General features: G+C 36.3%; 12 protein-coding genes. All 12 read right to left on the bottom strand.

Annotated features, from left to right (window positions below):
• Nucleotides 1–9: 9 nt before the first annotated feature.
• The 12 genes from pgeF to ACSKT4_RS01515 all read right to left on the bottom strand — a co-directional run bounded on the left by pgeF (nt 10) and on the right by ACSKT4_RS01515 (nt 13,277).
• Nucleotides 10–819: a peptidoglycan editing factor PgeF gene (gene pgeF / locus ACSKT4_RS01570; RefSeq protein ID WP_246521360.1), complete on the bottom strand. Its 810-nt coding sequence runs from the start codon at nt 817–819 to the stop codon at nt 10–12.
• 23 nt (nt 820–842) lie between these two features.
• Nucleotides 843–1,100 carry a YlmC/YmxH family sporulation protein gene (locus ACSKT4_RS01565; RefSeq protein WP_186868597.1) on the bottom strand — a complete coding sequence of 86 codons (258 nt, stop codon included), beginning with the start codon at nt 1,098–1,100 and terminating at the stop codon, nt 843–845.
• A gap of 472 nt (nt 1,101–1,572) precedes the next feature.
• Nucleotides 1,573–2,352, bottom strand: coding sequence for an RNA polymerase sporulation sigma factor SigG (sigG, locus tag ACSKT4_RS01560; protein ID WP_186868596.1), 780 nt, complete (start codon nt 2,350–2,352; stop codon nt 1,573–1,575).
• 120 nt (nt 2,353–2,472) lie between these two features.
• Nucleotides 2,473–3,192, bottom strand: a complete 720-nt coding sequence (gene sigE / locus ACSKT4_RS01555; RefSeq protein ID WP_186868595.1) for an RNA polymerase sporulation sigma factor SigE — start codon at nt 3,190–3,192, stop codon at nt 2,473–2,475.
• A 16-nt stretch (nt 3,193–3,208) separates the two neighbouring features.
• Nucleotides 3,209–4,129, bottom strand: a complete 921-nt coding sequence (gene spoIIGA, locus ACSKT4_RS01550) for a sigma-E processing peptidase SpoIIGA (protein WP_186868594.1) — start codon at nt 4,127–4,129, stop codon at nt 3,209–3,211.
• 570 nt (nt 4,130–4,699) lie between these two features.
• On the bottom strand, nt 4,700–5,827 hold the full coding sequence (gene ftsZ, locus ACSKT4_RS01545; RefSeq protein WP_186868593.1) for a cell division protein FtsZ: 1,128 nt from the start codon (nt 5,825–5,827) through the stop codon (nt 4,700–4,702).
• 66 nt (nt 5,828–5,893) lie between these two features.
• Nucleotides 5,894–7,183 carry a cell division protein FtsA gene (ftsA, locus tag ACSKT4_RS01540; protein ID WP_186868592.1) on the bottom strand — a complete coding sequence of 430 codons (1,290 nt, stop codon included), beginning with the start codon at nt 7,181–7,183 and terminating at the stop codon, nt 5,894–5,896.
• A gap of 208 nt (nt 7,184–7,391) precedes the next feature.
• Nucleotides 7,392–8,183: a cell division protein FtsQ/DivIB gene (locus ACSKT4_RS01535; protein WP_186868591.1), complete on the bottom strand. Its 792-nt coding sequence runs from the start codon at nt 8,181–8,183 to the stop codon at nt 7,392–7,394.
• Between the two features lie 153 nt (nt 8,184–8,336).
• On the bottom strand, nt 8,337–9,434 hold the full coding sequence (gene spoVE / locus ACSKT4_RS01530; RefSeq protein ID WP_186868818.1) for a stage V sporulation protein E: 1,098 nt from the start codon (nt 9,432–9,434) through the stop codon (nt 8,337–8,339).
• Nucleotides 9,435–9,541: 107 nt separating this feature from the next.
• Complete coding sequence (gene murD, locus ACSKT4_RS01525) at nt 9,542–10,891, bottom strand: UDP-N-acetylmuramoyl-L-alanine--D-glutamate ligase (RefSeq protein ID WP_186868590.1); 1,350 nt, start codon at nt 10,889–10,891, stop codon at nt 9,542–9,544.
• Nucleotides 10,888–11,868: a phospho-N-acetylmuramoyl-pentapeptide-transferase gene (mraY, locus tag ACSKT4_RS01520; RefSeq protein ID WP_425516478.1), complete on the bottom strand. Its 981-nt coding sequence runs from the start codon at nt 11,866–11,868 to the stop codon at nt 10,888–10,890. Before mraY ends, murD begins: the two co-directional genes overlap by 4 nt.
• A 50-nt stretch (nt 11,869–11,918) precedes the next feature.
• Entirely contained in the window at nt 11,919–13,277 is a 1,359-nt protein-coding gene (locus ACSKT4_RS01515) for a UDP-N-acetylmuramoyl-tripeptide--D-alanyl-D-alanine ligase (RefSeq protein WP_186868589.1), read from the bottom strand.
• Nucleotide 13,278 lies beyond the last annotated feature (1 nt).

The following is a 13,278-nucleotide window of genomic DNA, read 5'->3' as shown; positions in this document are numbered from 1 at the left end:
TCCTTACCACTAACCCGTAAAACCAATATATCCTAACATTCGACCGGTTTTCCCTTGATCCCGTCGATGTGAAAAAAACAAATTTTCATCTCGATACGTACAGTAAGATGTTACATCTATATTACTACGAAACACGCCAGCTTGTACAAGAATTTCGACATTTAATTGTTTTAAATCTAACAAATAGTGGTCATGACCTGTCTCGATCAAAACCACATCATGAAACTCCTGTGGTATGCGATTTTTTACATAGTTATCTACCTCGTAATTTTCAGTAGATATAGAAGGACCTATCGCTACACGTATATCTTTAGGAGCCGAACCAAGTTGGATAAATTTCAGGATCGTTTTCTCAGCAATTCTAGCAACCGTTCCTTTCCACCCTGCATGGGCAATACCTACGTATTTTGTTACCGGATCAAAAAAGAATAAAGGTACACAATCGGCAAAAAAGGCTGTACAGAGGATTCCTTTCTGGTTACTGATCAATCCATCTATTCCTATTAGAGACGATTCTACAGTAATTGCTCCTCTACCAGCATCTTGAGAATCAACAATATGTACTTCAGAATGATGGACCTGCTCACCACTTACCCAGTTATCTAGTGGAATATGTAAAGTTGTAGCTAATCTTTTTCGATTTACAAGTACGTCTTCTACATCATCAAAAACATGTAATCCCATATTATTTGTATGAAAGGGTTGCTTACTAACACCACCATGACGAGTCGTAAAACCGACTGTTAAGTTTGGTTCCATTTCCATCCACTTATTTATATGAAGCAATGAATTTCCATCATATTGGAATATGTCTTGCAACGTAATTCCCCCTGCTAGAATAATTATTCAAGATATAATTTAGCCCCGTCAACATCTTTTACTAAAATCACGTCGGAACCAATTGTGACGATTTGCTCCCAATATATCATTAATTCATCAGGTTTTCCAAAGAAACCTCCCTTTTTTTCGCGAATATAAATAACTAATGCAATTATTCTTCCGCGATCAGGATCAATCTCTAGATCGGAAATATGCCCTAATCTTCTTCCGTCATTAATAACGATCAGTTCTTTTGCTTGCAAATCAGATAATGTAATCACCCGTCTCACCTACCCTTACTAGTGATATATATGCACTAGTTTAAGAGTTCATTCAGGGCTTAGCCAACGAAAAATTATTTACTCCCGCTTAAGATTTTCTTACATGAAATAGAGGCTGGAGCAAAACGAAAACAAAGGTAATAAAAAACGAACAAATTACCACATTAGCCCCGGAAATATACGGAGACCCCTGTGGGAGGAAAGGCATCGGTGAGACCCCAGGGGAGCGTTAGCTCTGAGGAGGCTCACCATGCGCCCAACGGTAAAGAAGACACTGCGGGGTCTTTTCGAGCAGATGTCGCACTTATACTGCGATAAAGTGCAAGGTAGACACTGCGAGGTTCTCTCGAGCAAATGTCGCCCCTGTACAGGAAGCAACCGCAAGTATATTTCCGGGGCGGGTTCGATGCGCTAACTTTAATGTTCGGTTTATCCTATGTTAGAAATAGTTTTGTCCCAGCCTCATATATCACTATTCAAACATTTGCTTATTCATTTGACTAATTGCAGCTTTTTCCAATCTGGACACTTGCGCTTGGGAGATTCCGATTTCGTCGGCAACCTCCATTTGTGTTTTCCCTTGGAAGAAGCGTTTATTAAGTATCATTTTTTCTCGCTCATTTAGTTGATGCATTCCTTCCTTCAAGGAAAGCTTGTCTACCCAGGTATCATCCCTATCTTTATCATCACTAATTTGATCGACTACATATATCGGGTCGCCACCATCATTATAAATTGGTTCAAATAGAGATACCGGATCTTGTATTGCATCCATTGCAAAAACGACATCCGAATGTGGTACCCCCATCTCTTCAGCAATTTCAGCTGGAGTAGGTTCTTTTGATGTTTTATTAATTAATTTCTCACGTACCTGAAGTGCTTTATACGCAATATCTCGTAAAGAACGAGATACACGTATTGGATTATTGTCACGTAAATACCTACGAATTTCACCAATAATCATCGGTACGGCATAAGTAGAAAATCTCACATTATGACTTAAATCGAAATTATCAATAGATTTCATTAGTCCGATACAACCAACTTGAAACAGGTCATCTACGTATTCACCACGATTATTAAATCGTTGGATTACGCTTAACACTAAGCGGAGATTCCCATTAACCAATTCTTCTCTTGCGTAGATATCCCCCTCTTGCATTTTAATAAAAAGCGCTCGCATTTCTTCGTTTGTTAAAACAGGTAACTTAGATGTATCTACACCGCATATTACTACTTTATGTCTAGTCATTCTGTACCCTCCCAGTTGGAGATGCTGTTCATGGACAGTATCTCCTAGGAAGGAAAAAATTATGCAGTGTGAATCATTGATTTAAAATATATCAACCCCATTAATTCTTGCTATATCAAGCTACACCATCTTATTAAATTCTTTTTTTAACCTACGAATAATTTTCTTCTCTAATCGAGAGATATAGGATTGAGAAATACCTAACATATCCGCTACATCTTTTTGTGTTTTTTCTTCCTCACCTATAAGACCAAATCTCAATTCCATTATTTGTTTTTCTCTAGCATTTAATTGTGATAAAGCATTTTGCAATAGATGCTTATCAACTTTTGTTTCTAAATTTTTCGTAATAACATCTTCCTCTGTGCCTAACACATCAGATAATAGTAGCTCATTCCCATCCCAATCAATATTCAATGGCTCATCAAAGGAAATTTCCGATTTAAGCTTATTGTTTCTTCTTAAATACATGAGAATCTCGTTCTCAATACAACGAGAAGCATATGTTGCAAGCTTTATCTTTTTCTCTGGATTAAACGTGTTAACTGCTTTAATTAATCCAATGGTGCCTATACTAATTAAGTCCTCTATATTAATCCCCGTATTCTCAAATTTCCTTGCAATGTATACGACTAAACGAAGATTTCGTTCGATGAGTACAGATCTTGCTGACGAATCTCCTTTGGTTAGTAATACTAATAATTCGCTTTCCTCTTCCTTAGATAACGGTGGAGGCAATGCTTCACTACCACCTATGTAATAAATTTCTTTTGGTTTAAAACCTAATTTAACTAATAACTTATACCACCAAACCCGAAATTTTAATTTTAATTTTTCCATTTGTATCGCTCCTTTTTTATGCTGAATGAATAGTTGCTAATTTTATTAGTTGCGGGTGTAATAAACAATGATAGCTTTTGTCATCTGTTAAATCAGAAAATTGGATGCCGATTAATAGTTTACTAGCAACAATTTGTTGTTCCCCATAGTAAATAGTTAGATTGTCAGGCTTTAATGCAAAGAGAAAATTACTTCTACCTTCCACACCGTGAAAAGGAACAACTTGCATATAGCTAGCCCAGTTCACAGGGATATCTTCCATATTTAAATTCTCGTAGGCCTGCCTTAATTTGATCCAATCGTCGTGTTGAAACCATTGTTTTAAAAAAGACTCATCACAAATGACCACAGGTCTTTTCGTTAATGGATCGACTAATTGATTACCACTATCAATAAATCCAGTAGTTGTAAAGCTTTTATTATTAATCGTTAAGCAAACTTCATAGAGTTGATCATATCGAATTTTTTCTACCACGTGCTTGTCCATACGATTCTTTGTAAACCAAAGAGCAATCGGAAATCCAATGACAACAAATAGCCAACTAACCGGATCACCATAGCCAGTACTAAATGACAAAAATCCTGAAGCCGAAAGAGCAATCGGGTTTTGTAATACATAATGTGCCGCGAACAGTCCCCCACCGATTGTAAACGTTACAAAATAAAACAATAAAAGCTGCTTCATCATTTGTTTTACAGATACAAAACGGAATGTAACTGCGATGATGAGAATAGAATAAAGTATCTTACCAAATAACGTTGAGATATATGCATTTGGAAAATAAAGTGTTATTGGTACAATGAAAGACGCAACAATGGCTCCTAAGACTAATCTCCCTTTAGGGGTATACACTCTACTTAATGCTTGTGTTAACATCAAAAGCATTAAATCTAAAAGGAAATTCAACACCCAAACTGCGTCAAGGTAAATAGTCATACTATTCTTCCTTTCTAGAGCTTGAAAAGAGTAGATTGGTTATGACATTTAAGGGATTCACTCCTTACTTTTAATCAGAATCGTGTATAGTAGAAGCTTATATAATGGATTCATTGGTAAGAATAACGTATTAGAAAGACTCGCATTCTCCCAATCTCTAGCAAATGCGTTAGCTTTTCTAAAACTAGTTGGGAAAGTTTTTCATACTTTCCTATCTGCTAAAAAGAAGTATAAACTAGTTATCAAGCGAAGTCTGTCAGTTCTTGTATGCAAAAATAAGCTAATTTCAACTAGTTATGTCGAGGGTCTTAGTCAATAATTCGTAATTCACCTCGGGTATATTTATGAGCGGAAACCTCTGATGAATCGACGTGGTAAGTGGAATTACGGTGCAACATGTCATTATATATTAGCCATTTAGAGTGAGACATGTCATTTCTATTGAAATACTTATGTAGGATATCGACTCAACAAAAAAATCTCGTACCACCTATTTCGTGATACGAGATTATTTATTATCGTCAGTTAAATTAGACTCCCCTTTTAGAAAGTCTCTCTATTAAGAAATTCTTAGCGATTACGATTTCTGTTACGTAAAAACGTTGGAATGTCTAACACATCTTCTTCTTGACGAGGACGTGCTTGTTGTGGTTGTTCTTTGGTTACTTCTTCATTCACTCTAGTTGCTGCATGCTGTGTTTGATTTACAGTAGGACGTTGTCTGGTTGGTTGCTCAGGTTTTTTGTTTTCATCAAATCCAGTCGCAATAACGGTAACAATAATCTCATCTTTAAGATCTTCATTTATGACGGATCCAAAGATAACGTTAACCTCTTCATCTGCAGCATTTGTTACGAGGTCCGCAGCTTCTTGTACTTCATATAAACTTAAATTAGTACCACCAGTAATATTCATCAGGATACCATGTGCACCATCAATTGAAGTTTCTAATAATGGTGAAGAAATAGCTTTTTTAGCTGCTTCTGTCGCACGATTTTCACCAGTTGCAACACCAATCCCCATTAGTGCAGATCCTTTATTAAACATAATCGTTTTAACGTCAGCAAAGTCCACGTTAATAAGACCTGGTTTAGCAATTAAATCGGAAATACCTTGTACACCTTGACGAAGAACATTATCTGCTTCTCTAAATGCTTCTAACATCGGTGTGTTTTTATCCACAATTTCTAGTAATCGATCATTTGGAATAACAATTAATGTATCCACATTATTCTTTAATGCATCGATTCCAGAAACAGCTTGGTTAGATCTTCTTCGTCCTTCAAATGAGAATGGGCGAGTTACCACACCTACTGTTAAAGCACCTAGATCTTTTGCAATTTGTGCAATAACTGGTGCAGCACCAGTGCCAGTACCGCCACCCATACCAGCTGTTACAAAAATCATATCTGCACCTTGTAATACTTCTTCTAGTTGTTCTTTGCTTTCTTCAGCAGCCTTTTTACCTACTTCCGGATTGGCACCTGCCCCAAGTCCTCTCGTAAGTTTCCCACCAATTTGTAATTTCGTTTCCGCTTTTGATAAATTTAATGCTTGTGCATCTGTATTAACTGCTATAAATTCAACACCTTCAACACCATGGTCAATCATTCGGTTTACAGCGTTATTTCCGCCTCCACCGACACCAATAACTTTAATCGTTGCTAATTGGTCAATACTTGTATCAAACTCTAACATTTTTCGTTCCTCCTAATATGCAAATTACAAGATTTCTAGAAGCTAATTTTAATGTGGGAACGCTGATTAATCGAAGAAATACTTAAATAAATTAGCAATTCCAGACTCTTTTTTATTATTCTCTTTCGTTTTCGTTGTTGTAGCTTGTGTAGGTTGTTTTTTGGTCCGTTTCGGTTTTGGTTCTTCCATTGATACAGTGATCGCAGGGAATAATTCTTTCCCTTGAATCTTTGCATTATGATATGCAAACTGTAATATCCCAACCCCTGCTGTAAATTGTGATTCACGAACACCGATATAATCCGGGATTGCAATTCGAACATTTGCTTGAAAAACGTCTCCAGCAAGTTCTAGTGCACCAGGCATTTTCATCGTACCACCAGTTAGAACATATCCACCTGGTAACTCATGATAACCCATTCTTCTTATTTCTCGCTCTGCATACGCATAAATTTCTTCTAGTCTAGCTTCAATCATGTCAGCAATCTGAAGCTGATTAAAGGTTTGCTTCGCATTACTTCCAATAATCGATGCTTCAAACACTTCCTCTTCTTGGGCGTCATTATAGAAAGCATGACCATGATTTAGCTTAATGTCTTCAGCTTCTTCAGTCGTTGTTCTAAGGCCTATTGACAAATCCTTTGTGATATTATCACCACCAAGCGGCACTACACTAGTAGAAGCAATATGGTCATTTTCAAATACAGAAACTGTTGTGCAGCCACCGCCGACATCGATTAATGCGACACCTAAGTTCTTTTCATCCTTAGAAAGTGCTACTTTACCTGCCGCAAGAGGTTGCAAACAAATGTCTGCCACTTTTAAGTTAGCACGTTCCACACATTTTAGAATGTTATGTAATACGGTTTTTGAGCATGTAATAATGGTACCTTCCATTTCCAAGCGAACACCAATCATCCCTCTTGGATCGGTAATTTCATCAAGCCCATCTACAATAAATTGTTTCGGAATAACGTCGATGATTTCCCGTTCAGGTGGAATAGAGATTACTTGAGCACCATCAATTACACGTTTAACATCCTCATTCGTAATTTCACGATTTTCACTTTGAACAGCCACTACACCATGACATGGTTGTAATTGAATATGATTTCCAGTGATTCCAACTACTACACTTTCAACTTGCATTCCTACCATTCGTTCTGCTTGCTCTACTGCATTACGAATAGAATGAACTGTCTGATCGATATCTACAATAGCACCTTTTTTCATTCCGTTTGATTTTGCTGTACCAACACCAATAATGTTCAATGAATCATTTAAAACTTCACCAATAATAACTTTAATATTTGTTGTACCTATATCAAGACTGACCAATATATCATTGTTGTTCAACAAAGGCACCTCCTATTTCAGAAGCATCAAAAAACGACTATATTTCTTAATGCGATGTTTGTATCAATTATTTGTGTTTAACTATACTATAATCTATTATTTTAAAGGATTTTCTCTAAAAAAGAAATAAATATTGGATATTTTCTCGAAAATCTATTGATTTTTAAGAGAATCTACCATCCATTTCATAAAATCTTCACCACGTACCCTATTCGTCACCATCTGTTGAAATAATTTCTTCTTCTGTTATTTCTTGGTTGAATGGCTCAAAATAGGCACCTACACCTATATGGATAATGCCTTCGCTGCCTGGTTCAAGCTGAGATGCAATGGATGGATATACCTTCATCTTTTCTGAGAAATTTCGTATGGAGGACTGGACCATGAACCCATCAGTCATATAAAGTGTGATGTCGTTCTTATTCTTATCTGTAGGTGTCCAATGTATTTCAGAAATGATGTTTAAAATATTACTAGGTAGGTTACTCAATTCCTTCGACATTTCCACTAACACATCTTCTTGTGAGAAGCTTAGTAGTAATGGGGCATCTCCTGATAAACGTTTTATTTTACTTTCTTCTAGAACGGTTCCATTCCCTAGAACTGGATAGTATTCATTTTCCTTTTTTATGTAACCAACCCGTTCATGTTCTATTAAATGAATTTCAACCGTCCAAGGTAGTTTCGTTTCTACTTCCGCATTCTTAATTAATGGGTCGTTTTCAAGAGTTTGAATGATTTCCTCTTTATTTATTGTCCATATATTTGTACCCTTCGCGATACCACTTTGCTCAATCACCTCATCTTCTGGATAAAAAGAATTGCCAGTTACAATTATTGATTTCACATGGCTTAATGGTGACTGAAGATAGACAATGATAGCTATTAAGAAGAAAAAAATAGATAAGTAAAATATAAGGCGCCGGTTGGCCTTTTTTTTACGTGCTTGTTTCAATTTAGGTATACGATCCTCTATTGAAACAATCTTTTCTTTTTCCATTCCTATTCTTTCCTTTTTGTAAAATTAACACATGAAAACGGCATGCTGGATGCCGTTTTTGTTGAGTTAATTAAATTATAACACAACCTGTCCTAAAACATATAGTCCGCAATCAAATAGTTTGACAATAAAATTTTTCTATATAGAAGAATGCTATACTTTAGCACTACGACTTATATTTAATAATATCCCTACTGAACATAAGGTTAGCGTTAAGGATGAACCGCCATAGCTTAAGAACGGTAACGTTATCCCAGTAACTGGAATTAATCCAATCACGACACTAATATTGATCATAACTTGAACAATTAACATCGACACTATACCTAAAGCTAAGAATCTACCAAATCCATCTGGTGCTTCTATCGCTATTCTTATCCCTCGCCAAAATAATAACCCAAATAATAATAAGAGTATTGTACCGCCAATAAATCCAAGCTCCTCACCTAAAATAGCAAATATGAAGTCAGTCTGTGGTTCTGGTAAATAAAAGTACTTCTGTAAGCTATTCCCCAATCCTACTCCCATTAAACCACCTGGACCAATAGCATAGAGTGATTGAATAATTTGGAAGCCATCCCCTAATGGATCCTCCCAAGGATTGAGAAAAGCAGTGATTCTGCTTATCCGATATGGTGCCGATAGAATGAGTAACGCAAAACCAGCTAAACCAAGCAAGCCTAAGCCAACAAAATGCCAAATTCTCGCACCTGCAACAAAAATCATGATCATACAAGTTAATACTAAAACCATACCTGTACCTAGGTCTGGCTGTAACATAATTAATCCAAAAGCGGTGAAAACAAGTATTAAAGCTGGAAAAAAACCCTTTCTAAATGAGGTAATATACTTCTGATTTACCGATAAGTATACAGATAAAAATATAATCAGCCCTAATTTCATAAATTCCGATGGTTGAATACTAAAAGCCCCAACACCTATCCAGCTTTGGGCACCTCCGCGTACTAGTCCAACACCAGGAATTAGTACAAGTAATAAAAGGGAAAAACATACGATTAATATGACTTTGGAATACTTCGCCCAATTACTATACGGAATATACATAAAAAACAACATTCCTACTACTCCAACACCTGAAAAAAGCAACTGCCTTTTAACAAAATAGAATAAATCATCATATTTATATTCAGCCCATATATACGAAGAACTGTACACCATTACGATTCCTATTATTAACAACAATATAATGACACTAAATAAGAAATAGTCTGGCTTGTCCTTAACTGACATCTCTTTCTTAAACAAAAAAAACACCCCTTACATCCATTATGAGTTAGGGGCATTTCCAATAAAAATAACCTTATTAAATTCTATTGTACGTATCACTTAAACCGCCCCTACTTAATTGTATGCACGGCTTGTATAAACATGTCTCCTCTTTCTTCAAAAGTCTTGTATTGGTCCCAGCTTGCACAGGCTGGTGATAAAAGGATGACATCACCAGGCTCTGATATTTCATAGGCCTTTTGTGTTGCATCTTGTACGTCTATTGCGCGAGTTATGATAGAAATACTAGCCTTCTGTGCAACTTCCTGTAATTTCTCCGCTGTTTGACCAAAAACAACCATAGCCTTTACATTCTCAAGATACGGAATTAACTCATCAAAATCATTTCCTCGATCCAGTCCACCTGCCAAAAGAATTGTTGGTTGGCTAAAGGCATTTAATGCTTTCTGGGTCGCAAGAATATTAGTTGCTTTAGAATCGTTATAGAATAAACGACTATTTATCTTTTCTACAAATTGGAACCTGTGCTTCACTCCTACAAACGATGAGAGAACACGATATATCCCTTGATTACTTGCTCCACTCAATTTAGCTGCACTAACTGCGGCTAGTATATTTGCTAAATTATGCTCGCCAACTAATACGATATCCTTTAAAGCGATTACTCTATCCCCATTAAAGTATATATAGTCTTGATCTACCCAGGCCCCCTCTTCTAATTTTTTCGAAACAGAAAAAGGAACCTTGATTGATTTAGCATCCTTAACAACGTCCACAACATTAGGCTCATCTGCATTATAAATTAGATAATCATCTTCTACTTGATTGTAAAATATATTCGCTTTTGCCTGTTTATAATTATCAATCGTTTTATGATAATCAAGATGTGCTTCAAAAATATTAAGTAAGACAGCTATTTTAGGTCTAAAGGATTGAATACCCATTAACTGAAATGAAGAAAGCTCCAACACCATCTTTTCATTCGGTTGGAGTTCTCTTGCTATATCTGTTGCAACGATACCTATATTACCTGCAAGCTTTGCTGGAACCTTACTCTGCTTCAGCATTTCGTATATTAAGGTCGTTGTGGTCGTTTTACCATTAGATCCTGTTATACCAATTATAGGGCCATTAGCTAATATACCAGCTAATTCAATTTCAGTAACAATTGGTATTCCCTCATTACTGGCAGCTTGTAAGATCATATTTTCATATGGTATACCAGGGTTTTTTACAATAAGGTCAATATTGTCAAGGACAGACATCGGGTGAGAGCCTACAATTACTTCAGCTCCCAATTCCTGTAAGTATCGAACACCTTCATCGTTTTCATTTGCTTTTAAATCATTAACACGAACCCTTATACCATTTTCAAGTAAAACTGTAGCTGCGGCTGTACCGCTTTTGGCAAGCCCTAAAACTAGAACATGGGAATAAGGAAAATCAACTAATTTATTCAACCTAACCACACCTCAATGTAAATACCTAGAGCAGCAAAAACAAGCCCCATAAACCAAAACGTGGTCACGACTCTCCACTCAGACCAACCAACTAGTTCATAATGATGATGTAGAGGGCTCATTTTAAATACTCGTTTGCCGGTAGTTTTAAATGACACTACTTGAATCATAACAGATAGAGTTTCTAAAACGAAAACTCCACCGATAATTACTAATAAAATTTCTAACTTGGTTAATATCGCTACTGCTGCTATAGCACCGCCTAGTGCAAGTGAACCGGTATCCCCCATAAACACTTTAGCCGGGTGAGCATTAAATACTAAAAATCCTAATAACGCACCTACCACAGCTAAGGAGAAGATAGCTACTTCATTTTGCGGCGTGCCATACCAGGCAAGAATGCCAAAAGCACCAAACGCAATTGCAGCTGTTCCAGATAATAATCCGTCTAGGCCATCTGTTAAATTTACACCGTTTGAAGCACCTACCAACATAAATACAATTAAAAATGCGTATCCAATCCCTAGATCCCACTGAATATCAGTACCTGGTATTTGAATATATGTTGGGAACCCTTGATTCCTTAGAATAATATAAAATATAATTGCAATAATAATTTGGCCTAACATTTTTTGTTTAGAGGTTAAGCCTAAATTCCTCTTTAATGCAACCTTAATAAAATCATCTAAAAATCCTAATAAACCATATCCCAATAAAACAAATAATAATAATCCTAGTTCATAACCGAACCCACCATACTTACTTGCCATAACAATGGATGTGATGACGATACTCAGTACAATCATAATCCCCCCCATTGTAGGGGTACCAGTTTTTTTCATGTGAGACTTAGGTCCCTCTTCCCGTATGCTTTGTCCAAACTTTAAACGCCTTAAAAAGGGAATTAAAATTGGGGACAAAAGGACGGTAATCAGAAAAGCTATAGCTATTGTTATTACTAGTCCAAGAATATTCACGAATTTTCCTCCTTTATTACCAACCGTCCAACCATATAACTTTATTAAATTTATTTAATTTCTTCAATTATCGATTCAAGTTTCATTCCCCTAGATGCCTTAAATAAAATTAAAGTATCTTGATTCAAGTGCTGCCTCAACTCTGGTAGTACCTCTTCTTTTTGAGAAAAATGCTTCACTATCATTTCTGGGTATTTCCTTTTAACCGCACGACCAATTACGGCTGAGTCTTCTCCTACGGTGTAAATGTACGAAATCGATTCATTTACTGCATCTGCAACCGTTTCATGTAAGCTCTTGGAGTCTGCACCCAACTCATAAATATCGCCAAGTACTAATACCTTATTACTAAAACCATTCATCTTCTGTACCACTTGAATAGCAGCCATCATGGAAGTAGGAGAGGCATTATAAGCATCATTAATGATAGCAACTCCGTTTTTACCTGTCAGCATTTCCAATCGCATTCCTGTAAGTGTAAGAGAATTTAGCGCATGTTGAATCTTATCCTTATCAATTCCAATTAATTCACCTAATGCAATACCAAAGCCTGCATTTTTAGCATTGTGAGAGCCTAATAATGATACAGTATACGCTATTCCATCTGAACCTGTAAAAGAGGTCTTTTCGCGTAATAACTCAATATTAGAAATGATAAAGTCATTATGTTCACTGAAACCAACTTTTACCACATTTTCATTCTGATGAACATGGGATAGTAGTGCTTCATCTCCATCTATAATTAGTTTACCGTGTTTTTTTAGTCCACTTACTATCTCTAATTTAGCCTTGGCAATACCTTCTCTCGAACCTAGGTACTCAATATGAGATTCGCCAATATTCGTAATAATTGCGTAATCCGGTTTCGCTATATTCGAAAGTAATTCAATCTCTCCAAAGCTACTCATCCCCATTTCTAATACGAGCATCTCGGTATCTCGTTGCATGGATAATATTGTAAATGGTAGACCGAATTCATTATTAAAATTTCCATCTGTAAAATGCGTTTTATATTCTTCTTTCGCAATGGCAGCGACAATGTCTTTCGTTGTCGTCTTCCCATTAGAGCCTGTAATTCCTACAACTATAGGATTCACTTCATCCCGATAACAACTAGCTAAATGTTGTAAAGCCTTCGTTGTATCGTCTACATAAAAAATCAAGAAATCTTCTGGTAATCCTTCTGGAAGCTGTTTGCTTTTATCCCATAGGCTTGCTATCGCACCATTCTCCAATGCTTGCATGATAAATTCATGCCCATCAAATTTCTCCCCAACTATGGGTATAAATAATGCATCCTCTGATACAATTCTACTATCTGTAAAAAAGGTTTTAATTTGTTTATCTCCATCCATCTTTCCTTTAACATTTGGAAAGACATCAGATAGCCAATTACATGTAAATAACATA

The sequence above is a fragment of the Ornithinibacillus liuyingii genome (assembly GCF_055550225.1).
The sequence above is the reverse complement of the archived record's forward strand: the minus strand, read 5'-3'. Positions and strand labels throughout refer to the sequence as shown.